General features: G+C 59.2%; 30 protein-coding genes, 1 pseudogene and 1 riboswitch. Of the genes and pseudogenes, 24 read left to right on the top strand and 7 right to left on the bottom strand.

Annotation, left to right across the window (positions count from 1 at the left end; translation table 11 throughout):
• Positions 1 to 176 precede the first annotated feature (176 nt).
• On the top strand, positions 177 to 692 hold the full coding sequence (locus tag L53_RS14165; RefSeq protein WP_034816905.1) for an invasion associated locus B family protein: 516 nt from the start codon (positions 177 to 179) through the stop codon (positions 690 to 692).
• Here the strand turns inward: L53_RS14165 and L53_RS16875 are convergent.
• On the bottom strand, positions 689 to 1,525 hold the full coding sequence (locus L53_RS16875; RefSeq protein WP_084333495.1) for a 1-acyl-sn-glycerol-3-phosphate acyltransferase: 837 nt from the start codon (positions 1,523 to 1,525) through the stop codon (positions 689 to 691). The genes L53_RS14165 and L53_RS16875 overlap by 4 nt on opposite strands.
• On the opposite strand from L53_RS16875, the gene L53_RS14155 reads away from it, so the two are divergent.
• Positions 1,487 to 2,143: a DJ-1/PfpI family protein gene (locus L53_RS14155; RefSeq protein WP_034816903.1), complete on the top strand. Its 657-nt coding sequence runs from the start codon at positions 1,487 to 1,489 to the stop codon at positions 2,141 to 2,143. The two genes, L53_RS16875 and L53_RS14155, sit on opposite strands and share 39 nt — an antisense overlap.
• Here L53_RS14155 and L53_RS14150 read toward each other — a convergent pair.
• Positions 2,140 to 2,784 (bottom strand): OmpA family protein, encoded by a 645-nt coding sequence (locus tag L53_RS14150; protein ID WP_034816901.1) that lies wholly within the window; start codon positions 2,782 to 2,784, stop codon positions 2,140 to 2,142. The two genes, L53_RS14155 and L53_RS14150, sit on opposite strands and share 4 nt — an antisense overlap.
• 175 nt (positions 2,785 to 2,959) lie before the next feature.
• Between L53_RS14150 and rlmN the strand changes: the two genes are divergently transcribed.
• A complete protein-coding gene (gene rlmN, locus L53_RS14145; protein ID WP_034816898.1) occupies positions 2,960 to 4,120 on the top strand; it encodes a 23S rRNA (adenine(2503)-C(2))-methyltransferase RlmN in 1,161 nt (386 codons plus the stop codon).
• Positions 4,121 to 4,171: 51 nt separating this feature from the next.
• On the opposite strand, the gene L53_RS14140 is transcribed toward rlmN, so the two are convergent.
• Positions 4,172 to 4,675: a PadR family transcriptional regulator gene (locus L53_RS14140; RefSeq protein ID WP_034816896.1), complete on the bottom strand. Its 504-nt coding sequence runs from the start codon at positions 4,673 to 4,675 to the stop codon at positions 4,172 to 4,174.
• 233 nt (positions 4,676 to 4,908) lie between these two features.
• Between L53_RS14140 and L53_RS14135 the strand changes: the two genes are divergently transcribed.
• From L53_RS14135 to L53_RS14115, 5 genes are all read left to right on the top strand, one after another.
• Positions 4,909 to 5,664, top strand: coding sequence for a phosphodiester glycosidase family protein (locus L53_RS14135; RefSeq protein ID WP_034816893.1), 756 nt, complete (start codon positions 4,909 to 4,911; stop codon positions 5,662 to 5,664).
• A gap of 51 nt (positions 5,665 to 5,715) precedes the next feature.
• Positions 5,716 to 6,096 (top strand): hypothetical protein, encoded by a 381-nt coding sequence (locus tag L53_RS14130; protein WP_034816891.1) that lies wholly within the window; start codon positions 5,716 to 5,718, stop codon positions 6,094 to 6,096.
• 33 nt (positions 6,097 to 6,129) lie between these two features.
• Positions 6,130 to 6,486: an ArsC/Spx/MgsR family protein gene (locus L53_RS14125; protein WP_034816889.1), complete on the top strand. Its 357-nt coding sequence runs from the start codon at positions 6,130 to 6,132 to the stop codon at positions 6,484 to 6,486.
• Positions 6,483 to 6,845: an MmcQ/YjbR family DNA-binding protein gene (locus L53_RS14120; RefSeq protein ID WP_034816885.1), complete on the top strand. Its 363-nt coding sequence runs from the start codon at positions 6,483 to 6,485 to the stop codon at positions 6,843 to 6,845. The genes L53_RS14125 and L53_RS14120 overlap by 4 nt, the downstream gene beginning before the upstream one ends.
• A gap of 72 nt (positions 6,846 to 6,917) precedes the next feature.
• Complete coding sequence (locus tag L53_RS14115) at positions 6,918 to 7,628, top strand: hypothetical protein (RefSeq protein ID WP_051608002.1); 711 nt, start codon at positions 6,918 to 6,920, stop codon at positions 7,626 to 7,628.
• 4 nt (positions 7,629 to 7,632) lie between these two features.
• Here the strand turns inward: L53_RS14115 and L53_RS14110 are convergent, their stop codons facing one another.
• From L53_RS14110 to L53_RS14095, 4 genes are all read right to left on the bottom strand, one after another.
• Positions 7,633 to 8,436, bottom strand: coding sequence for a hypothetical protein (locus L53_RS14110; protein WP_156947935.1), 804 nt, complete (start codon positions 8,434 to 8,436; stop codon positions 7,633 to 7,635).
• Positions 8,437 to 8,547: 111 nt separating this feature from the next.
• On the bottom strand, positions 8,548 to 9,546 hold the full coding sequence (locus L53_RS14105; protein ID WP_034817142.1) for an alpha/beta fold hydrolase: 999 nt from the start codon (positions 9,544 to 9,546) through the stop codon (positions 8,548 to 8,550).
• A 123-nt stretch (positions 9,547 to 9,669) separates the two neighbouring features.
• Positions 9,670 to 10,131 (bottom strand): SRPBCC domain-containing protein, encoded by a 462-nt coding sequence (locus L53_RS14100; RefSeq protein ID WP_034816883.1) that lies wholly within the window; start codon positions 10,129 to 10,131, stop codon positions 9,670 to 9,672.
• Between the two features lies 1 nt (position 10,132).
• Positions 10,133 to 10,486, bottom strand: coding sequence for a helix-turn-helix transcriptional regulator (locus tag L53_RS14095; RefSeq protein WP_034816881.1), 354 nt, complete (start codon positions 10,484 to 10,486; stop codon positions 10,133 to 10,135).
• A 109-nt stretch (positions 10,487 to 10,595) separates the two neighbouring features.
• Positions 10,596 to 10,762: riboswitch (TPP riboswitch) on the top strand.
• Positions 10,763 to 10,827: 65 nt separating this feature from the next.
• Here L53_RS14095 and thiC point away from each other — a divergent pair.
• The 16 genes and pseudogenes from thiC to L53_RS14025 all read left to right on the top strand — a co-directional run.
• The gene (thiC, locus tag L53_RS14090) at positions 10,828 to 12,708 is read left to right on the top strand and encodes a phosphomethylpyrimidine synthase ThiC (RefSeq protein WP_034816879.1); all 1,881 of its coding nucleotides are present in this window, start codon (positions 10,828 to 10,830) and stop codon (positions 12,706 to 12,708) included.
• Positions 12,709 to 12,789: 81 nt separating this feature from the next.
• The gene (locus L53_RS14085; protein WP_034816877.1) at positions 12,790 to 13,122 is read left to right on the top strand and encodes a hypothetical protein; all 333 of its coding nucleotides are present in this window, start codon (positions 12,790 to 12,792) and stop codon (positions 13,120 to 13,122) included.
• Between the two features lie 127 nt (positions 13,123 to 13,249).
• The gene (locus L53_RS14080) at positions 13,250 to 14,932 is read left to right on the top strand and encodes an AIPR family protein (RefSeq protein WP_034816875.1); all 1,683 of its coding nucleotides are present in this window, start codon (positions 13,250 to 13,252) and stop codon (positions 14,930 to 14,932) included.
• 57 nt (positions 14,933 to 14,989) lie between these two features.
• Positions 14,990 to 15,214: a SlyX family protein gene (locus tag L53_RS14075; protein WP_034817140.1), complete on the top strand. Its 225-nt coding sequence runs from the start codon at positions 14,990 to 14,992 to the stop codon at positions 15,212 to 15,214.
• A gap of 181 nt (positions 15,215 to 15,395) precedes the next feature.
• Complete coding sequence (locus L53_RS14070; protein WP_034816873.1) at positions 15,396 to 15,878, top strand: hypothetical protein; 483 nt, start codon at positions 15,396 to 15,398, stop codon at positions 15,876 to 15,878.
• 160 nt (positions 15,879 to 16,038) lie between these two features.
• Positions 16,039 to 16,335, top strand: coding sequence for a hypothetical protein (locus tag L53_RS14065; RefSeq protein WP_034816870.1), 297 nt, complete (start codon positions 16,039 to 16,041; stop codon positions 16,333 to 16,335).
• Between the two features lie 209 nt (positions 16,336 to 16,544).
• On the top strand, positions 16,545 to 17,873 hold the full coding sequence (locus L53_RS14060; protein WP_051608000.1) for a JmjC domain-containing protein: 1,329 nt from the start codon (positions 16,545 to 16,547) through the stop codon (positions 17,871 to 17,873).
• Between the two features lie 84 nt (positions 17,874 to 17,957).
• A complete protein-coding gene (locus L53_RS14055) occupies positions 17,958 to 18,176 on the top strand; it encodes a hypothetical protein (RefSeq protein ID WP_034816867.1) in 219 nt (72 codons plus the stop codon).
• Between the two features lie 87 nt (positions 18,177 to 18,263).
• Positions 18,264 to 18,893 (top strand): fasciclin domain-containing protein, encoded by a 630-nt coding sequence (locus tag L53_RS14050; protein ID WP_051607999.1) that lies wholly within the window; start codon positions 18,264 to 18,266, stop codon positions 18,891 to 18,893.
• 78 nt (positions 18,894 to 18,971) lie between these two features.
• Complete coding sequence (gene ruvC, locus L53_RS14045; RefSeq protein ID WP_034817134.1) at positions 18,972 to 19,475, top strand: crossover junction endodeoxyribonuclease RuvC; 504 nt, start codon at positions 18,972 to 18,974, stop codon at positions 19,473 to 19,475.
• Positions 19,472 to 19,777: pseudogene (locus L53_RS17410) on the top strand (Holliday junction ATP-dependent DNA helicase RuvA); the annotation flags it as partial. The gene ruvC and the pseudogene L53_RS17410, both read left to right, overlap by 4 nt.
• A 74-nt stretch (positions 19,778 to 19,851) precedes the next feature.
• Positions 19,852 to 20,073: a hypothetical protein gene (locus L53_RS17405; RefSeq protein WP_233347858.1), complete on the top strand. Its 222-nt coding sequence runs from the start codon at positions 19,852 to 19,854 to the stop codon at positions 20,071 to 20,073.
• Positions 20,070 to 21,098 (top strand): Holliday junction branch migration DNA helicase RuvB, encoded by a 1,029-nt coding sequence (gene ruvB, locus L53_RS14035; RefSeq protein ID WP_034816865.1) that lies wholly within the window; start codon positions 20,070 to 20,072, stop codon positions 21,096 to 21,098. The genes L53_RS17405 and ruvB overlap by 4 nt, the downstream gene beginning before the upstream one ends.
• 97 nt (positions 21,099 to 21,195) lie before the next feature.
• Positions 21,196 to 21,438, top strand: coding sequence for a YdcH family protein (locus L53_RS14030; protein ID WP_034816863.1), 243 nt, complete (start codon positions 21,196 to 21,198; stop codon positions 21,436 to 21,438).
• Positions 21,439 to 21,460: 22 nt separating this feature from the next.
• Positions 21,461 to 21,589 (top strand): hypothetical protein, encoded by a 129-nt coding sequence (locus tag L53_RS17620; RefSeq protein ID WP_255342028.1) that lies wholly within the window; start codon positions 21,461 to 21,463, stop codon positions 21,587 to 21,589.
• Between the two features lie 80 nt (positions 21,590 to 21,669).
• Positions 21,670 to 21,948, top strand: a 279-nt coding sequence (locus tag L53_RS14025; protein ID WP_034816861.1) for a hypothetical protein, incomplete at its 3' end; no start/stop codon positions are given.

Here is a 21,948-nt window from a genome sequence, read left to right as displayed (position 1 = left end):
AAGAACTCTCAGTTTACATGTTCCAGACACTATCGTGGCGGCTCACATGGAACGCAACCGCCTGAACGAACAAGCTGGCGTGATCTGCAGAGGCAGCTGACATGCCGTAGTTTAGCCTTAACCCTGTTGTCTTTATGATGCTGGGAATGCTCCGCGCAAATGGGAATGTATAGAATATGCAAACACTGAGATTGAGCCGGAAAACTCTGACCGTGCTGACCCTTGTGGCTGCGCTTGCCGTGCCCATGGCCTCTGCCAGCCCTTCGGCGATCGGCCGATACAAGGATTGGTCGGTCTTTACCGACACGGCCAATGGAGAAACCATCTGCTACGCGGCCACACAGGCCACCGACAAGGCCCCACGCGCGGCCGATCATGGCGATGTGTGGTTCTATGTCACCAATTGGAAATCCGGTCGCGCGCGCAACCAACCGAGCTTGAAAGTCGGCTTTGACTTGCGGGAAGACCTGGCGCCGAAGGCCAGCGTGGGACGGTCGTCCTGGGCCATGTTTGGTGTCGGGCGTGAAGCGTTCGCAGATGATTCCGACGATTCCCGGATTGTTTCAGCCCTTCGCAAGGGGGCAGAACTCCGGATTGAGGCCGTCTCCCAGCGCAACACGCAAGTGGCCTATCATTTCTCGCTGAGCGGCTCGGCAGCGGCCATCGACAAGGCCTCGGCAATCTGCCGCTAAGACGCCAGATCCGGTAGATGGAAACGCTCAGGATGGCGACCTTTCGCATCGCGATAATGCGAAATGATCACGTCCATATCGGTCGCAATATCGCCGCCAGGCATGATCGGTCCCTCCAGCCGCATTTCCCTGGTTCCAAAATCAAGCACGGCGCTGAACAAGGGCACATTGGCGGATTGGGCGATATGCCAGAACCCAGTTTTCCAGACCGGATTGGCATTGCGCGTCCCTTCAGGCGCGATCGCGAGGTGGAGCGTATCCGCCGCGTCGAACGCCTCCTTCATCAGCGACACAACATCCTTGGACTTTGACCGCTCAACCGGCACGCAGCCCGCTCGCCTAAGCAAGCCCCCAAACGGCCCCCGCACGAGCGAAGCCTTGCCCATCCAACTGAGCTTTTGTCGGTACCAGCCCGCAATGGCGAGCATGACCAGCCCGTCATAATTGGAGGTGTGAGGCGCGGCGATGATCACGGATTTGGAGACATCCGGCCAGTCTGTGGCGACATGCCAGCCCGTCGCTTTCAGAAACATCCAAGAGAGCCCGCGAATGCCTTCGGAGAAGAGGCCCCGATAAGGCGCTGACTGACCGAAACGGCCTCGCGGATTATGGGTCGGAACGGAGTCCTGCATGTTCCGATCCTCTTCGCGCTCGGTGTTGTACGCTTGTATAGGTGCTGCCATCAGGAAAGTCGTGCAAATATCGACCGGCATCATGCCGCCGGACTCGCTACGACGTGTGGCGACTGCTATCAATACCGCACCGGCAATCTGGGGCTGGAATCGGAGTGCATCATGAATATCGGCTTTGTCCTTTTCCCGAATGTGACTCAACTCGATTTCACCGGCCCTCTCCAGATACTCCACCGTATGCCCGGCGGGGAAACCCATATTCTCGCAAAATCCCCTGATCCTGTGCCGAGCGATTGCGGCCTTGGCCTCCAGCCGACCGGCACATTCGCAGATGCGCCTGATCTCGACATGATCCTCGTGCCGGGCGGATTTGGCGTGGTCGATGCGCTCGCTGACGGGGAAACGATGGATTTCGTTCGCAAGGCCGGCGCGGCAGCAACCCATGTGACGTCCGTCTGCACGGGCGCTTTCATACTCGGTGCAGCAGGCCTGCTAAACGGCAAAAAGGCGACCACCCATTGGGCCTATCACCATCTGTTGCCGCTGGTCGGCGCTGTGCCCACCGAAGCGCGCTGCGTTCGGGACGGCACCACCTATACCGGTGGGGGCGTTACCGCCGGCATCGATTTCGCGCTTCAGATTGTCATGGAAATTTCGGGCCAGAACGTGGCCGAAGGAATTCAGCTGGCAGTGGAATATGATCCTGCACCGCCTGCCAATTCGGGCCATCCTTCCACGGCAAACGCTCAATTGCTCGCCGCCATGGAAAAACGGTATGCAGACCCCATCGAAGCGATGAGGTCTGCAATTTCAGCTTAGTAGCTTTCCTGCGTGATCGGCGTCAGGATGATTTCTACGCGGCGGTTGGCGGCGCGGCCCTCAGCAGTCGCATTGTCCGCGATTGGCTGGGTCTCACCCATACCAACAGCCGCAAGGCGAACAGGCGTGACACCCTGGTTCACGAGGTAGGAACGGACCGATTCTGCACGGCGACGGGACAGGTCCATATTGTAGTCGTCCGGGCCGTCAGAGCTGGCATGACCAATGATATCCACGGCGGTCGATGGATAGTCGACCAGCGTCAGGCTGACATCGTTCAGCGCGCTATAGAAGTTCGGCTGGATCGTGGCACTGTTCACGGAGAAAGTGATGTTGGACGGCATGGTCAACGCGATCTGATCGCCCTGGCGCTCAACACCAATGCCCGTGCCAGCGGTTTGCTCGCGCAGGCGGCGCTCCTGTTTGTCCATATAGTCACCGGCTGCGGCGCCAGCAATTGCGCCCACGGCTGCGCCAATTGCAGCGTTGCGGCCATCGTCGCCACCTGCAAGCGTACCTGCACCAGCGCCAAGAATGGCCCCGACGCCAGCGCCGGTCAGAACCCGTTGGCTCGGCCCGGTTTCACAGGCTGGAAGGGCAATCAGGGGAAGCGCAAGCAGCGCATAGGAAAGGCGTTTCATGTCATCAGCTCCTTTGGAAAGGACAGCCCGGAATTGGGCACGCTTATTAACGCGTGGGTCAGTCTTTCCGTTCCATCGATGACAAAACAATGGCTATCCTCATTAACTCCCCGTAATGTGAGGCCTGCAGCCAGCAATTCCTTCAACCGCTTCAGCGTGTTATAGGCGCCGCATCATGAAAATCGAACTTGACCTCACCCGGCGCGGCGACGCTGCATTCCCTGCCCCCCGCTCATTGGCGGGCCTGTCCCTTCCTGCTCTGAAAACAGAGATGGAAGCGCTTGGTCTGGAGCCGAAGAAAGCTGGCATGCGCGCAAAACAGTTGCGCCGCTGGATGCACCATTTCGGTGTTCAGGAATTTGACGGCATGACCGATGTCGCCAAGGACCTGCGCGCGGAGCTGGGCGAGAAATTCATCCTCACCCGGCCCGAGATTGCAGATCACCAGGTCTCTCGCGATGGCACGCAGAAATGGCTGGCCCGCTTCGGCCCCGGCATCGAAGGCGAGAGCGTCTATATTCCCGATGTCGGCAAGGCGGGTGCACTCTGCGTGTCCAGCCAGGTCGGCTGCACTCTGAACTGCACCTTCTGCCATACCGGCACACAAAAGCTCGTCCGCAACTTGACCGCACAGGAAATCGTCTCGCAGGTATTGATCGCGCGGGACGCGCTGGATGGCTGGCCGAGTGACGAAGAAGACCGACGCCTGACGAATATTGTTTTCATGGGCATGGGCGAACCGCTCTACAATCTGGACAATGTCGCCGAAGCGATCGACACGATCAGTGACGGCGATGGCATAGCAATTGGCCGGCGCCGCATCACCGTTTCCACGGCGGGTGTCGCGCCGAAGATCGTCGAGCTTGGCGAACGCACAAATGCCATGCTCGCCATCTCACTGCACGCGACGAATGATGATCTGCGTAATGAGATTGTTCCCATCAATCGCAAGTACAATCTGAAGGAACTGTTCGAGGCGATCCGCGCCTATCCCGGCCTGGGCAATTCCCGCCGGGTGACGTTTGAATATGTCATGCTGAAGGGCGTCAATGACAGCCTTGCTGAAGCGCGCGACCTCGTCCGCCTTCTGAGAGGCGTGCCGGCAAAGATCAACCTCATACCGTTCAACCCCTGGCCGGGCAGCCCTTATGAATGCTCCGACTGGGACACAATCGAGGAATTCGCCGAAGTGCTGAACCAGGCGGGCTATGCGTCCCCGATCCGCACACCGCGCGGACGCGACATTCTCGCCGCCTGCGGACAATTGCGCTCCGAGAGCGTCAAGAAGTCCGCCGCTGAAAAGCGCCGCGAAGCGCTGGAAGCCGCTGCTGAATAGAAAAGGAGAGGCATCGCCTCCCCTTCTCCGCCGTGAACCCGGTCAAACCGGCTAGGCGCCTTTCAGCCCGGCGATCCGCTCTTGGGCATCCGTCAGGATATCCGCGATCGCCTTGCGCGTCTCGCCATTATTCGACGCCGACCGGGCCGCATCTCGCACGGCGTGGCGTAGTCGATGCATGGCCCCGCGCACATCCTGCGGATCTTCGGGTCGATCGCTCTCCTGAAGGTCGGCGAGACGGGCCTCGATCGCCTCGATTGTCGCGGCTGAATCTTCGCGCTCTTTGCTGCCATCCTTCGTCAGGCGAAACGTCCGGCGCTGACCATCCATTTCCGCCTCGACCAGGCCGAGGTCCAGGAGGGCCTCCAGCGCAGGATAGATCACGCCGGGACTGGGGACATATGCCCCGCCCGTCCGGCTCTCGATCTCACGGATCAAGTCATAGCCGTGGCGGGCTTCCTCCGAGACAAGCTCCAGGATCAACAGGCGTAGATCGCCATGATTCAGGGGCCGACGGCGTCCGCCGCGATGACCATCCGCTCTACCATGTCTCATACCGCGTCGACCTCCATGCATGGGTCCATTTTCTCGTGTGCCGCAACCTGCGCCACGACGATGTTTCATGTTTCTATTTCGATACGTCATTTGAAGTCCTTTCGATATATCTAAACCTCAGATAATTTCGATATATCTAAATTTCAAGGTTCGATATATCGAAAATATACCGATCCCCAGTCTCGTGGAATTTGTGCATGGCGCTTGATCCAGCCAGCCGCTAATTTGTCGGCATGCGTCTCTGGTTTGCCATTCTTGTCTGCACGGTTCTGATGCAAGCTTGCGCTCAGGCGGAAACGCCGTCGCCCTGCGCCCCGGTAAAGCATCTCGGCCAACCTTATACGGTGTGCTCCTTTGAGACGCCCACATCGGTAAACCTCTGGCTCACTCACCCCGATGGTGCGCCCTTCGGTCAGTTCGACCGGCTGGCCGCCCATCTCGCCGATCACGGCCAGACGCTTGAGTTTGCCATGAACGCCGGCATGTATCATCAGGACCGTCGCCCGGTCGGGCTTTATGTCGAACAGGGCGAGAAAGTCGCCTCGCTCGTGACGCGTGAGGGGCCGGGCAATTTCGGCCTGCTTCCCAACGGGGTATTCTGGGTGGATCAAGACGGCACCCCCCATGTCACAGAAAGCCTCGCCTTTGAGGCCGAGGCACCGGACGCGCGCTTTGCGACACAGTCCGGCCCCATGCTGGTGATCGACGGCGCATTGCATCCGAGATTCAACGCGGACGGCCCCAGCCGGAAACGTCGCAATGGCGTGGGCGTCACCGCTGATGGCGCAACGCTCTATTTCGCCATCAGTGATGTGCCCGTGAACTTCCACAGTTTTGCCAGCTTGTTTCGCGACAAGCTGAACACGCCCAACGCCCTCTTTCTGGATGGATATGTCTCAAAGCTCTACGCGCCCGAGATCGGCCGCAACGAGACCGGTCTCGATATGGGCCCGATTGTCGGCGTGGTCCGCCCCTCCGATACGGACTGACCAACCCCGCCCGGCATGATATGCTGATCAGCGTATCCAGAGGAGCCCGTCATGCTCGCCCATACAATCCTGCTCGTCTTCGGCCTCTACTTCATGGCGTGTGGTGCCGGCCTGTTGGCCAGCCCTGACCGCATGGCCCGTCTGATCGACGAATTGGAAGACAGCCCGGCGATCGGCTTTCTGTGCGGCGCGGTCATGATCTTTGCGGCGGGGGGAACCTTGTCAGTCCAGAACAGTTTCTCCACCGCAACCGATGGCATCGCAACCCTGATCATCGCAGGGGCGCTCGTCGAAGGTCTCCTCCTGGTGGCATGGCCCAAACCACTCTGGGCATTGGCACACTGGATGATGCCGGATGATGATCATTTGCGCGGATTTGGCATTGTTGCGCTCGCGCTTGGCCTGGTTGTGTTTGCCATCGGTGCGTTCTAGCCCTTTGAGGCACCACACTTAGAGGAGACCCCCATGTCGGCTGGCCCGGTTACGCTGTACGGATTGAAGAATTGCGATTCCTGCAAGAAAGCCCTGAAAGAACTTGATGCCTCGGACCGGGAGAGCGCTTTTGTCGACATTCGCGAAGACGCCGACCTTGACCGGCTCCTGCCAGCCTGGCTGAAGGCCGTCGGCGCGGAAAAACTCGTCAATCGCCGTTCGACCACATGGCGCACCTTGTCAGAGGCTGAGAAGTCAGGCGCGCTGGGCCAAGGCGCCGCAGCCCTGCTGAAGGCGAATCCCACGCTGATCAAACGTCCGGTCATCGATACCGGTGCGGAAATCCTCGTAGGCTGGGACAGCGGCACGCAGCAGGCGCTCGCGCGGTGACACTGGAAGATTACAATTCCTATTGTGCAGGCCTCGGCCAGACAACGCATGTGGTCCAATGGGGTGGCTCCCATGTCTGGAAGATTGGCGGCAAGGTCTTCGCCATGGGCACACCGGACGGCGACCAGCTCGCCGCCTGTACGTTCAAGGTCCGCCCGATCAGCTTTCATATCCTGAAAGACCAGCCCGGCTGCCAGGGCGCGCCTTACCTTGCTTCACGTGGCATGAAATGGATCCAGCGTTTCTCGGACGAAACCCTGTCGGATGACGACCTCAAGGACTATGTCGCCGAATCCTTTCGCCTGATCGCCAATGCCCTCAGCAAGAAAAAGCAACGCGAACTCGGTCTGCTCGACTAGCGCGCATCCTGCCTGCATGTCGCATTGACCTCACTCGCCGCTATCGGCATGCGCGCAGGACAGGAGTTGCCCATGTCCACACCGCTCACCATCCTCGTGCCTGCCATGTTCAACGGCCCCCCGGGCTCGGCCAATGGAGGCATCTCGGCAGGTCTCGCCGCAAGCCAGATTGATGGTCCGGCAGAAGTTTCCCTGCGCGCGCCACCCCCACTCGACATCGCGATGGAGGTTGTCCCAACAAATGACGGATACGAAGTCCGGCATGGAGACCAGTTGGTCATGACCGCGCAACCTGCCGCACCGCTTGCCCCTCCCCCCGCTGCGCCAAGCTTCGAGACAGCACAGACAGGCCCGGACAGTTTCCCCCCTGTCGAGACCCACGCGTTTCCCCGCTGCTATGTCTGCGGACCAGAGCGCACCGACGATGGCCTCTGCCTCTTCACCGGCAAGCCGAATGGCTATGACGGGGTGACAGATGTCTGGACGCCGGATGAAAGCCTTGCCGGCGAAGACGGCCTGGTGCGCCCGGAAATACTATGGGCCGCGCTCGACTGTCCGGGCGCATTTGCGATTGGCTTTCAGGACAATCCGATGGTGCTGGCCCGCATCACCGCGCAGGTGCATGCACGCCCCGCCCCCGGCGACGATCTCATTGTGGCTGGCTGGTCTCTCTATGATGACGGCCGCAAGCATGGCGCTGCCACCGCACTGTTTACGCGCGACGGCCAGCTGCTGGCTCAGTCGGAGCAATTGTGGATCGAACTGAAGCGGCCTGCAGCCTGACCAATCAGCGCCGACGGCGCGGGTTCAGGTAGAGATTGCGCTCCTGCGTGTCGAGTTGACGCACGGCCCGCCCGAGATGCAGCTGCTCAACCTCTTTCGCGACATGCCGACGGGCGGCGCCGTTGAATTTCAGCAGGGCACAGAACATCTGCAACACGGCCTCCAGCTTGGCATAGCTTTCCGCCGCATCCACTTTAACGATCCATGATCCGCCCAGATTGATGATCCGGTGATCCAGCTTGCCGATCTTGCGACCCCGATCATCATACAGACTATAGTCTGCACCGATGCCTATGACGTTGCGGCGCAGGCGATAGAAGCGCGGGCCTTGCGTCGTGTCGATAAAGAAGGAGAACTTCTCCGGGAAAAGCGGCCACTTCTGCGCCGACCGTTCCAACTGGATAATCTGGTCATGGCGGCTGATATTGACTGAATAGGACGGCACCGGTGTGCCCTTCGCCCCAATGCTCAGTTGCAATGACCGGCCCATCAACAATTCTGCCGTCCCGCGCCAGTGCATGCCTTCGGAAAACAATTTCAGCACCAGCCGGCGCTTCATGCCTTCCCCGGTTTTCCACATTTCCTTGCGATAGGCGAGAATGCCCGTCCGCTCGCGACCATCCTTGATCTGGCCAAAGATCTCCATGTCCTTGGTGAACTGGTCAGACGCGGCCTCATGCTGGGTCTGTTTCATGATCCCGATTTCGGTCGGGTTCAGATCGGTCGCCCAGAGGTCCACCTTGAAGGTCTTGTATTTCGGTTTTGCCTTGGTCTCTTCGGCGCCGCCGAATGTTGCAGTAAAGGCCATGAAGCACATCTCCGGGGTCGGGGTTTGCGCAATCATCGCGATTCGACGTCGCCATAAGGTTAACAAAGCGGCCAGCAGCGTTAATCAAAGAACAGTTTTTGCAGTTGGGCCTTACTCAGCTTTGGCCAACGCTTGATCAAGCGCAATCACGAAGCGGTCGAAGGCCTCGATATGGGGCGAGTGCCCGAGGCCCTCGAGCTCGATCAGATCCGCCTGCGGAATCAGGGCAACCGTGCGTTTCCCCAACTGATCATACCGCCCGAGTTCGTAAGACGCATCTTCGCGCATCCAACCCCGGCCCGGCCCGGTGCGGTCCCGTGTGCCCAGGATCAGGCTCGTTGGCACATCAAGATTGGGGAAATCGGTTACGACGGGCTGGGTGAAGATCATGTCATAGGTCAGCGCATTCACCCACGCTACAGCCTTCGAGTCCGGGCCCTGAGCCTGTCCAATCAGGTGATGTGTCAGCGCCTCATAATTCGCATTCCACGCCCCGTCATAGTAGTTTTTCTTTTGATAGGCTGCGATGCTTTCGGCTGTCTTGGACAATTCCTGCGCGTAGAAGAATTCTGTGTCCTTGTACTGAGCATATTCGAGGTAGTTCTCCAGCCCTATCGGGTTCAGCAGGATCAAACGGTCTACGGTATCTGGATACATGAGCGCGAATCGGCTCGCCAGCATACCGCCCATCGAGTGTCCCATAACAATCGATGTCTCTATCCCGAGCGAGTCCATGAGGGCATGTGTGTGCGAGGCCAATGCCGCGAAAGAATACTGATAGGACTCTGGCCGGGACGACTTTCCGAACCCGATTTGATCAGGAATCAGGACGCCAAACCCTAGACCCTGCAAATGGTCGGACGTGGTCTTCCAGTAATCCGCATTGAAATTCTTGCCATGCATCAGGGTGACAACCGGCATGCCGGGCTCTCCAGGACGATAGATATACGCCATTTCCAGCGCCTGCCCCTGACTGTGCAGGCTGAACATGCGCACATCGTCGAACGCATAATCGTAATCGGTAAGCCGCTTGTCATAGGACAGGCCGGTCAGGTCCGGCGCCGATTCGGCCATCACGGGATCAGCCTGCGCGCATGCGGAGAGCGGCATTAGGGCCAGCGCAAGAGCCGCCGCCCCCGATAACAGGATTTCCGGAAATTTGATCATGCCCGCCTGCTTACAGGCTTTTCCCGATTGCTCCAATTGCGGCTGAATATCTCAAGCGGATGAGCCTCAGCCTGCCTGTAGCAATTCCTCCAGCCGTATCAGGGCGCTGCCCCAACCCGCCTGCGCCTCTTCCAGAAGGGCCGATCCGTCCAGCGCCACGGTCTGCAACGTCATGACCAGGCGCGTCCCTTCCCCGTCCGGCAGGAACTCCGCCGAGACAAGGCAGGCCCCTTCGGTTGCCTCCATGGAGGCGATGATCTCGGTATAGACGATGCGCTTGTCCGGCACGATGTCATGATAGCGCCCGCGCACAATGGCGATGGCCTCGCCACCGGCCAGGCAGGTTGTCACATCCTCTCCGCCCACGGAAAAGTCGGCCGCATCGATGCGCATATCGATCTCGGCAGAGGGCGAGTTCCAGGCCTTGCGCTGCTCCGGATCGGCCCAGGCCGCAAAGACGCGGGTCAGCGAGGCCGAAAGCCGCTTCTCCATTGTGGCGGTGCCGTGCTGTACGGTCTGATGGGTCATGTCAGGTGTCCTTCTTGGGGTCAGTCGCGTTCAGGAAAGTATCCAGCCGGTCGAGGCGCGCCGCCCAGGCCTGCTGATATTGCGTGATCCAGGATTTCAACTCTGCCAGCCGCGCCGCTTCCAGTCGGCAGTGCCGGACCCGGCCTTCCTTGCGGCTGGATACGAGCCCGGCTTTTTCCAGCACGCGGACATGCTGCAGGAAGCTCGGCAGGGCCATATCATAGGGCTCGGCCAATTCGGCAATGCTCGCTTCGCCGAGGCTGAGCTGAGCAATCACGCCGCGCCGGGTCGCATCGCCGAGGGCGTGGAAGGCACGGTCGAGGGTGGCGGAATCGGAAGCAGAATAGTTAGCCATACGCCTATCTATTGCGATGGAGCGGAGCCTTGTCAAGACACTTAGGCAAACACCTATCTTTTCTCGCCAGCTGCCCCCTTTCCTTCCTTCCGCAACGCGCCTATTCTCCCGGCCATCCGAGGGGCGCGTCTGGTAAGCGCTGAGATGGAGCTGAAGTCAGCGAGGAAAAGTGGGAACCGTTTTCCGCCCGCGCTGACCGTTCAAAAGAACACCGCTCCAGCACCCTTTGAACCTGATCCGGTTTGCGCCGGCGTAGGGACGGAATGGCATAGTGGGCCCGCGCGGCCCGGATTCCCTCTCTATTCCAATGGTGCAGGCCTCAATGCTTGCGAGGATGCGCCATGAACAAGCCCACGGACCAAAGCCAGTTCGAGACCCCCAAAGTCACCACCGGCGCCCTGCCCGCCAGCCGCAAGGTCTATTCTCACCCCGCTGACGCGCCGGACATTGCCGTGCCGCATCGCGAGATTGACCTTCACCCCTCCGCGAACGAGCCTGCCGTGCCGGTCTATGACACGTCCGGCCCCTATACCGATCCGTCCGTCACCATCGACGTGGAAAAAGGCCTCGCCCGCGACCGGCGCGCCTGGGTGCTGGAGCGCGGCGGCGTCGAGGAATATGACGGCCGCCATGTGAAGCCCGAAGACAATGGCGGCGCACAAGGCAAATACCTTGCCCGCGAATTCCCGGTCACGCACAAGCCGCTGCGCGGCCTGCCGGGCCACAAGGTCACGCAATACGAATTCGCCAAGGCCGGCATCATCACGAAAGAGATGATCTATGTCGCCACCCGCGAGAATATCGGCCGCGCCAAGGCCGTCGACGGCGCTGCGGAACAGATCGCGCAGGGCGAGAGCTTCGGCGCGCACATCCCGGAATTCATCACGCCGGAATTCGTCCGCCAGGAAATTGCCGCCGGCCGCGCCATCATCCCGTCCAACATCAACCATGCCGAGCTGGAGCCACAGATCATCGGCCGCAACTTCCTTGTGAAGATCAATGCCAATATCGGCAATTCAGCGGTCACGTCTTCCGTGGAAGAAGAAGTCGACAAGATGGTCTGGGCGATCCGCTGGGGCGCCGACAATGTCATGGACCTGTCCACCGGCCGCAACATCCACAACACGCGCGAATGGATCATCCGCAACAGCCCGGTTCCGATCGGCACGGTGCCGATCTACCAGGCGCTGGAAAAGGTCGATGGCGTCGCCGAGGATCTCACCTGGGAAGTCTATCGCGACACGCTGATCGAACAGTGCGAACAGGGCGTCGACTATTTCACCATCCATGCTGGCGTCCGCCTCGCCTACATCCACCTCACCGCGGATCGCGTCACCGGCATCGTATCGCGCGGTGGCTCGATCATGGCGAAATGGATGCTCGCCCACCACACCGAAAGCTTCCTCTACACGCATTTCGAGGAAATCTGCGACATCATGCGCGCCTATGATGTCAGCTTCTCCCTCGGCGACGGCCTGCGCCCCGGCGCGATTGCCGACGCCAATGATGCGGCCCAGTTCGCAGAGCTCGAAACCCTCGGGGAACTGACGAAAGTGGCCTGGGACAAGGGCTGCCAGGTCATGATCGAAGGGCCGGGCCATGTGCCCATGCACAAGATCAAGGTGAACATGGAGAAACAGCTGCGCGAATGCGGCGAGGCCCCCTTCTATACGCTGGGGCCGCTCACCACCGACATCGCGCCCGGTTATGACCATATCACGTCCGGCATCGGCGCAGCCATGATCGGCTGGTATGGCACGGCCATGCTCTGCTATGTGACGCCCAAGGAGCATCTCGGCCTTCCGGACCGGGACGATGTGAAAGTCGGCGTCGTCACCTACAAGCTCGCCGCCCATGCGGCCGACCTCGCCAAGGGCCACCCCGCCGCGCAGGTGCGCGATGATGCAGTCTCCCGCGCGCGCTTCGATTTCCGCTGGGAAGACCAGTTCAACCTCGCGCTCGACCCCGAAACCGCCCGCGACTTCCACGACCAGACCCTGCCCAAAGAGGCCCACAAGGTCGCCCATTTCTGCTCCATGTGCGGCCCCAAATTCTGCAGCATGAAAATCACCGCCGAAGTGCGAGAGTATGCGGCAGGCATGAGCGAGAATGAACGGACCGACTTGGAGAAGCAGGCGGCGGAAGCGCGGAAGGGAATGGAAGAGAAAAGTGCGGAGTACGAAGCTCTGGGCCGGAAGCTCTATATCGAGCAACACCAATAGCCATCCAAAGAATTTGGGGGCTGACAGCGCCTCGTCAGCCCCTTAGTTTCTACCGGAGATTCCAACGGTGGGGGATACGAAGTGATTGCAGTCGACATTGTAAAGTTTAAGAAACAGCATCGGCCTAACTCTTGGGACCTGCTTTTTCAGAACACAGGCTCTAAACCGATCTACGGTGCATCGGTTGATGCGAAAGTCCTGTTCATGGACGGAACAACATCGTCAGAAATGATCGCTGTCGATGATATAGATCCCGGTGAGAAAACGCACAGTTCGTTGACGCTGTTGAGGCGCGTAGCCTCGATCAAACTTTATCGCCTCACAATGGTCGCGCACGACTATAGCGACATGAAGGAGGTGCCACTTGATCTCACCTACAGGAAGAAAATGTTGGGCTGGGAGAAAATTGGCTAGCAATAACATCCACCAGCATGTCAGAGAACAACCGTCTCGAAATCAAAGAACGGGCCACAGAGGCGAACAGCCGCGAATATGAGGCAATGGGCTGGAAATTGCACGTAAACAGAGGGGGAAACTTAGGATGACGACTAAACGGCCTTTGAAACCTGAACAGAAGATTCTGGAAGCAATACTAGCGGAGAATCGCAACCGATTTCCAGAAGATTTAGATCCGGGCGCGTACTTTGAAATGTTCGTGGCAGAACAGATCATGAAGGACAGCGGATTGGACTTTGACGAATTGGAGGCCGGGATAACAGATGGAGAGCATGACGGAGGATTCGACAGTATATATCTCTCGCTCGACAACAAAAATGTAGGCGAAGATAGCACATTTGATTCATCCTCGAAGTCGCCGACTTTGGAAATCGATTTGATTCAATCCAAAACTGCCAAGGGCTTTAAGGAGGCCTGCATAGACAACTTCATCGCCAACTTTCCCGAGTTGTTTGACATCGGAAATGGACCGTCTACGGATTTTGAACGTTACTCGACGGACGTGCTTGCGAAAGCCGAGATCTTTCATGAAGTGTTCGAAAAAAATCTTACGAAACATATTCAAGTGGAATTCCGATTTTGGTACGTTAGCAAAGGAACGGAAGTTCAAAACAACACGCAGAAGAAGGTTCCTGCCCTACAGAAAGTCGTGACTGATCTGTATGATAATGCGGGATTCGAATTTCACTTTGTAACCGCTGCCGATCTAAACTCATTGTTCCACAAAGTTCCGTCTCAAGTCCGAGTTTTAAAGTTTTCGAAGCACCTAGCGACCGATGGCAGCTATGTCTGTCTCGCCAAGATTCGAGATATGTACCAATTCATTTCGTCGTCTGATGAACTAACTCGGGAAATCTTCGAATCAAACGTAAGAGACCATCAAGGTAATACCGCCGTAAACAAAGCAATCCGAGAGACGTTGAGAGGTGTTCACACTCCTGATTTTTGGCACCTGAACAATGGCGTGACGATACTTACTCCCAAGGCCACACAGGAAAGCGACAAGATAAAAATTACGGATCCGCAAATCGTCAACGGACTTCAAACATCGACGGAACTTTTCAATCATTTTTCGGGAATGTCCGATGAGGAAATGTCCAACGATGATCGGGATGTCTTGGTAAGGATTATCGACGAGGATGAAGATGACGCGCGAGACAGGATTATTCGCGCGACGAATAGTCAAAACTCTTTGCCCGCCGCGTCTTTACGAAGTTCCGATCTTATTCACCGAGACATCGAAGACTACTTTTCATCCCGCAAATGGTACTATGATCGGAAGAAGAATAAGTGGAAAAATGAAGGCAAGCCGAGCAAGAATATTGTCAGCATAGTCTACTTGGCTCAGGCTGTGATGTCAGCACTTCTTGGGAAGCCCAACGACGCCCGTGCAAGGCCCTCGAATCTGATAAATAGCGATGATACCTATAACGACATTTTTTCGTCGGCTCTTCCGCCCGAAATCTATTTTAATTGTGCCGTGCTCTCTAAGAAGGTTGAAAACATTCTTAGACTCAAAGTGACCGGGGAGAATTCGCGGCGCACGATCAATAATGTGCGATTCTACGTACTTCATCACTACGTCGAATCCCAAAGGGGCACGAAAAGCCGAAAAAAGTTTCTCACAGACCTCGATGTCGCGAAGGTGACGGACGGTGCGCTGATAAAATCCATGGAGTTGGTTCTTCAACTTTACGAAGACCTTGGAGGAAACGATCAAATCGCAAAGGGTCGAAAGCTATTGGAGGCCATCGCGAAGCCGAAATGACTTTAGCAATGTGATGCAGAGCATTGCCCCCCCACCCCCGCCGCTATGCCCTCGCTCATGACAGACAGCCCTTCACCGAACTCCGCCCGCCTCGACGAGCTTGAAATGCGTGTGGTCCATCAGGACCAGACGATTGAGGATTTGAACGCGACCATCACGGCGCAATGGAAGCTGATCGAGCGGCTGGAGCGACAGGTCGCGCGCCTCGCCGAGCGCGTCGCCGACAGCGAGCGGTCACCCGGCGACGCTGCCCCCGTAGACCGGCCGCCGCCTCATTATTAGAGGCGCATTCCTAGCGACGCATCGGCCCTGGCGATTGCGAGTCTACTGGATACATTCCGCGCTCTCCTCATGCGTCACCCCCGGCCGCGATAGCGGTCTGGGGGTCCAACTCTGAATGCCGCGGCGGGCGCGACCTGTGCCGTGAGGCGCGCAGGCGCTGCACAAAGCGCCGCGCGCTGCGGTGGCGAATTCAGGAGATGGGTCCCCGGATGACTTCGCCATCGGGCAGGACGACGCAGGCAAGATATCCGACAGGCTGCCCCACCATGCCACACTTCCCCACATGGACCCGGCCTATCGCCCCTTCTTTGCCCATGTCTGGGCCTTCTGCTGGCCGTGGCTGTGGTGGAACCTTGTGCGGCTCACGGCCTGGCGCAAACGCACCGGGCGGCGCGTCTTCGTCACGGTCGACAAATACGGCAATGTGGTCATCCGCTATATCGGCGATGCGCCGACGCCGGACAATGCCTACACCTATACCCCGCCGCGTGTGCCGCGCTGGCAGAGCCCATCGCTGGCAAGCGACCTGCCCTGCGGCCTCGATGTACCGTCCGCATTTGTCCGGACCAGTCTGTACATCTTATGGACACTTTATGGACCAGTTCGGGACCAGTTCGGCCATGCGCCGATCAGCCAGTTCCGCCCGGCCCGCGCCCCGCCCTGAGCCGGCTTTCTCCGTAATTCAGCCCAGACACCCGGACGGCCCCGCCGCTCCGGCCGCCCGTGCTGGAGCGTGTGCTGGCCGGAACCATTCGATTACAGCCCCGTTATGTTTGCAAGCGCGCTGAACTGCGCAACAAAGCACAAGAAGGAAGACCCAGAACATGAGTACAGGAAAAGTTATCGGAATCGCCGTCGCTGTTGTCGCCCTCGTTGGGGTAGTATGGCTCGGCTCCACACTGATCGATGTCGACCAGACAGAGCCCGGCAAGCTGCCGGATGTGGATGTCGCCATTGACGCCGAAGCTGGCAAGATCCCCGAATATGATGTCGATACGGGCGAAGTGAATGTCGGCACAGAAACCGAAACGGTGCTCGTGCCTGAAGTTGTGATGGTCGAAGAAGAAGTCGAAGTTCCAACCGTGGACGTTGAAGAACCGGAAGAAACTCCGGAACAATAATCGCCTCGGCGTGAATGCACTCCCCGCCCGGTTATCCGGGCGAGCAATGCTGATCCCATGGCAGACCGCGGAAGCGGTCTGCCATTTTTTTGTCGGCGTCTGTCACGCAAACTCTTCCCCGCAATGCTTGTCCCATCGCCGGATTGGGATTATCTGCCTAGGTCTCAGGGCAATGCAAAAAGCGCCCGAGACCGGGGAGGTCCGACCGAATGACAGATTTCAGCTCGCTGCGCGATCCAGCCAGGCCGGCCAGCCCAGATGCGCCCGCCGCCCTGACCGGTCACGAACTGGCAGAATTGTTAAGCCCGGTATCGTGCGAAGACTTTGTGGATCGCTATTTCGCGCGCGAGTCCTTGCACGTGAAAGGACATGCCGGGAAGTTTGACCATATTTTCAGTATGGAGAGACTGAGGCTCGCTCTCGCACGAGGGCAGCATATCGAAGATCCCCGCTTCAACCTGACAGCTTCATTCGCGGGCGGGGAAAAAACTGGCAGCCGCAAGCCCATGTTTTCAGCGCAACTGGGTGAGGCCAGCGATCTGCTGAAATCAGGCGCCACGATCTGTATTACCAATATTCACATGGCTGATCCCTTCCTGGCCCGCTGGGCCCAGGCGATCCGCGCGCGCCTCAGCTTTACCGGCACAGTCGGGGTCAATTGTTACGCCTCACCCGACGGCGCCGGATTGCCCATGCACTATGACCGGCGCGTGGCCACGACGCTTCAGATCGCGGGAAAGAAACGCTGGATATATTCCACCGAGGCCGCCAAACGCTGGCCCGATAACAATGCGACCTATTTCGACGGCCGCGCCGAGCCCGCCGACATTGATGTCGGGACCCTGCCGGACAATATGGCGTTTCAGGAAGTCGAGCTGAACCCCGGCGACCTTCTGTGCCTGCCAGCGGGGGCGTGGCATGCGGCGCGCGGCATCGGATATTCGCTCGCGCTAAACCTCTATTTCGCTCCCCGAAACCTGTTCGAGCAATTGGTCCCCCTGCTCCAGGAGTTCGCGGCCTCTCAGGACAGCTGGCGCGGAGGACCTCCCGTCACATTGGACGACGCTCACGGGGCTCTTCCGGACCCTGTGTCAGACTATATGCGCAGTCGCCTTGCCGAGTTTCAAACCCTGGTGGGCGAAACACTGGCTGAGCCGAAAGCGATGAGCGCTCCCTGGCTGACTTCACTGACGCAAGGGCCCTATACCGGATGGCAACCCGATCCAGTATTGCCCCTGCCAGCCGCGTCGGCAACGGATCGATTTCGGGTTGTGATGCCGCCGTTGCGCTTCGTCGTATCCGGCGGCCGGGTGAACCTGCCCTGCGACAATGGTCTGCTGGACTTCCCCTCAAACTTTGCGCCCATCCTTCGTCGCCTGTCTTCTGAACCGGCGGGGTTTTCCATCCCTGACATCATCACCGCCGCACATGGCACCGATGTACCGCCCCAAGCGGAGATCATCGCCCACCTGCAGACATTGTTCCGAAACGGAATAATCGCGAAAAGCGATACACCGCAAATGGCACAGCCAACGTAAATTTCGTGTCGCAGGTAGATACCGGCGCAACCTTCTTCAATATCCGGCGTTCTACCGGCTCTCTTCCAAAGAAAGCCACAGGACATGTTCACCCAGCTCAATCCGCCTATCCCATTGACCGTCACGGACCGGGGCGATGGCTTCGCCATTGGCGTTATCGACTATGGCCAGGAGCACAACCTCATCTGGGTGACCGTAATCACCGCCACCGGCGAAATCTGGTGCGCGCCGAACCCCTCCGTACGCGGCGTCGTGAATTGGACAATGGGTCGCCCTCGTCCCACCACAGATAGCGCCCATTGAGAGATAAATTTTGCTCTTTGGCGCTGAACCAAAAACGAAGGCGCACGTTACCTGATCATTGCCTGCCGGAGGAAAGGATCCCCGCTCATGAAACGCCACTTACTCATTTCCGTTGCGGCCGCACTATTCTTGGCTGCCTGTTCCGGCGAGACTTCGGACACGCGCACACCACCGCAAGATCCCGTGCAGCCCTATGCGGATGATGTCGACATTACCCCTTCCCCGGATGCGGGCGAAGATGAAATCTATGCTGACACAATGGATCGCGACCAGTTGGTCACCTCCGGACCGAACGTGCTGGACACGATCGCCGCTGATCCGCGCCTGTCGACACTCTATGGTGCCATTGAAGCCGCAAGCCTTGACGAAACCCTCGCTACCGGTGGCCCATACACCATCTTCGCGCCGACCAATGACGCGTTCGATGCCCTGCCCACTGGCCAGTTGGAAGACTATCTGAAACCAGACAATGCCGACAAGCTCGTCCGCGTGCTGGAATACCATATCGTCGAAGGATCCGTGCGCGCCTCCAACGTGCCCCCCGCCGATGAAGGCGTGCCAACAGCAAGCCTGAACGGCCTCGACCTTTCGGTCCGCGACATGGGCGGCGGCAAACTGATGATTAACCAGGCCAGCATTCTCGAAACCGATGTTGAGGGCGGCAATGGGATTGTACACATCATCGACTCGGTACTGGTGCCACGGGAAACCGAATAGGGTCTCGCTGCAGTCGATGTGAACAAATAGAGAAAATGCAAGGTGTCATTAACCCATCCCGCTGATAGGATGGGCGGCATGACAGCCACGATTCGCATTCTCGGCATCGACCCCGGCCTCCGCCATACTGGCTGGGGTGTCATCGAGCAGACCGGCGCCCGGCTGGTTCATATTGCGCATGGCGTGATCTCGGTAGACACCAGTCTCGCCATGTCGGAACGGCTCGGCGGCATCTTCGAGGCGGTCGGAGAACTGGCCCGGCATTACGGACCACATGCCTCAGGCGTTGAAGAAACGCTGGTCAATGCCAATCCCCGCTCGGCGCTGAAACTCGGCCAGGCGCGCGGCGCGGCCATGGCGGCGCTCTCCATGGCCGGTATTCCTGTCGCCGAATTCGCCCCACGCAAGATCAAGCTGGCCATTGTCGGGACAGGCACAGCGGACAAGGACCAAGTGGCCTTCATGGTTAAACGCCTCCTGCCCCGCGCCGGAGACATGAAATCGGACTCGGCTGATGCGCTCGCCTGCGCAATCTGTACCGCGCACCATTTGCCGCTGGAATTGAAACGAGGCGCCGCATGATCATTGGCAGGCTGACCGGAACCGTTGCCGCGCTCGGCACGGACAACATCCTGATTGACGTCAATGGCGTCGGCTATGTTTGCATGGCCGGCACGCGGCTCTTGTCCAGGGTGCATGTCGGCGAGACCAGCGTCCTGCATGTCGAGACCAAGGTCAACGAAGCGGCGATCATACTCTACGCGTTCGGCTCTGACGAGGAACGCGCCTGGTTCGTTCGTCTTCAGGATGTGCATGGTGTGGCCGGCAAGGCCGCAATGGCCATCCTTGACGCAATCACACCGGCAGAACTGATGGACGCGATTGCGCTCGGCGATGCTTCGGTCCTGACACGCGCAAAAGGCGTTGGCAAGAAACTGGCCGAGGCAAGCCGCCGCCGATGGGCCGGTTTGGCAAGTTCGAAACCGCCCAGGTCGCTAGCCTTGCCAGTGCGCCCGTCGCCGCCCCGACCGGCGTGCGAAGCGAGGCAATCTCGGCGCTTGCAAACCTCGGCTATGCCCAATCGGATGCCGCCCGCGCCGTGGCCAGCGCTGCGAAAGATGCCGGCGATGACGATGTCAGTACTCTGATCAAGGCGGCGCTCAAGGAGTTGGCACGATGAGCCGCGAGGGCGAACTCTCTGATCCCAATGCCCAGGGCGGCGACGCGCTGGACCGCGCGCTGCGCCCGCAAGCGTTTGATGATTATGTCGGCCAGCGCAAGGCCAAATCCAATCTCAAAGTCTATGTCGAGGCAGCCCGCAAGCGCGAAGAGGCGCTGGACCATGTCCTGCTGTTCGGCCCGCCGGGGCTTGGCAAGACGACGCTGGCGCAAATTCTCGCCCGCGAAATGGGCGTCGGCTTCCGCGCGACCTCTGGCCCGGTCATTGCCAAGGCCGGTGACCTCGCGGCGATCCTGACCAATCTCGAACCCAATGACGTCCTCTTCATTGACGAGATTCACCGCCTGCCTCCGGTCGTGGAGGAAATCCTCTATCCGGCGATGGAGGATTACGCCCTCGATATCGTTATTGGCGAAGGGCCCTCGGCGCGGTCTGTGCGGCTGGATCTTTCCCCCTTTACCCTGGTCGGCGCGACGACCCGGGCCGGCCTGCTCGCCACGCCGCTGCGCGACCGGTTCGGCATACCGCTGCGCCTTGAATTCTATGAGCCGGAAGAGCTGGCCCGGATCGTCATGGCGGCGGCCCGCAAGCTGACTGCGCCGATCACGGAAGATGGCGCAATCGAGATCGCCAGCCGCGCGCGGGGCACGCCGCGCATCGCGCTGCGCCTGTTGCGCCGAGTGCGCGACTTTGCCGAGGCAGATGGCGGCACGATCACTCAGGATTCCGCCAGAAGCGCGCTGAAACGACTGGAAATCGACTCCGATGGCCTTGATGCGCTGGATCGGCGCTACCTCCATGCACTGGTAAAAACCTATGCCGGGGGGCCGGTCGGCGTGGAAACGCTGGCGGCGGCCCTGTCGGAGGCGCGGGACGCGGTGGAGGACGTGATCGAGCCTTACCTGATGCAGAAGGGCTATGTCGCGCGCACGCCGCGCGGCCGGGTCGCAGCGCCGCTGGCCTATGAACGCCTCGGCCTGCCGAATCCGGGCGGTCAGCAATCCGGCCTGTTCGGCGAGAAATAGCCCCCTGCCCGCAAGGATACGTAGTTTCCCCGATTCCGCGTGGCCGCGCGCCGTGTCCTGATAGTGCCAGACACATCTTATCAGGGAGCGACCCAATATGTCCCACACACCGCACGAACTCGCCGAGGAATTCCCGGACGCGACAGACCGCATTCATGCACTGAAGGAAGCGGACGGTCATTTCGCCCGGCTGGCCGACGAATATCACGCAGTGAACCGCCAGATTCACCGTATCGAGACAAATGTCGAGCCCGCCAGCGATGTCTTCCAGACGCAGCTGCGCAAGCACCGGATGGCCCTGAAAGACGAGATCAGCGCCATCCTGAACGCCCCGGCCTGAAAAGCCGTCAGGAGGACCGGGCATGGGTAATCTGAGTGTAGATGCATTGGCGATTGCCGCCTTGGTCGGGTTTGCCAGCCTGTTGCTGATCGGCGCGGGCCTGACAGCCTGGTTGTGGAAGCAATCGGGCAAGTCCGAAGGCGATTTGTAGGGCGCGCAGAGCGCCCTGCACAAATATCTGAAATAAGGGAAGACATTTCAACCCAGAGATGCTATACAAAATGCAATCGTTTGTATTTTGAGCATAACTGGGGGACACTCACATGGCTCATTCCCCCGACCGCCGTGCCGGAAATCTTCGAACTGGCATCCATTGATCCGGTTTTCGCGCATCTGGCAAAAGCGTTCGAGGAAATCACGCAGGTGCTGGCCGAGGCCGAGACCAGCATCGAGGATGTGACCCCGCAGGATCGCCGCGCGCTGGAGGCCCGGCGGGCCGAGCTGCGCGCGCAATTATACACCGCGCTTTGTAACGTCACCGGCGATGATCGCTGGTGTGACGAGGCCGCC

The sequence above is a fragment of the Hyphomonas sp. L-53-1-40 genome (genome assembly GCF_000682775.1).
Taxonomy (GTDB): Bacteria; Pseudomonadota; Alphaproteobacteria; order Caulobacterales; family Hyphomonadaceae; genus Hyphomonas.
Note: the sequence above shows the minus strand (reverse complement) of the source record. Positions and strands in the feature narration are given on the sequence as shown.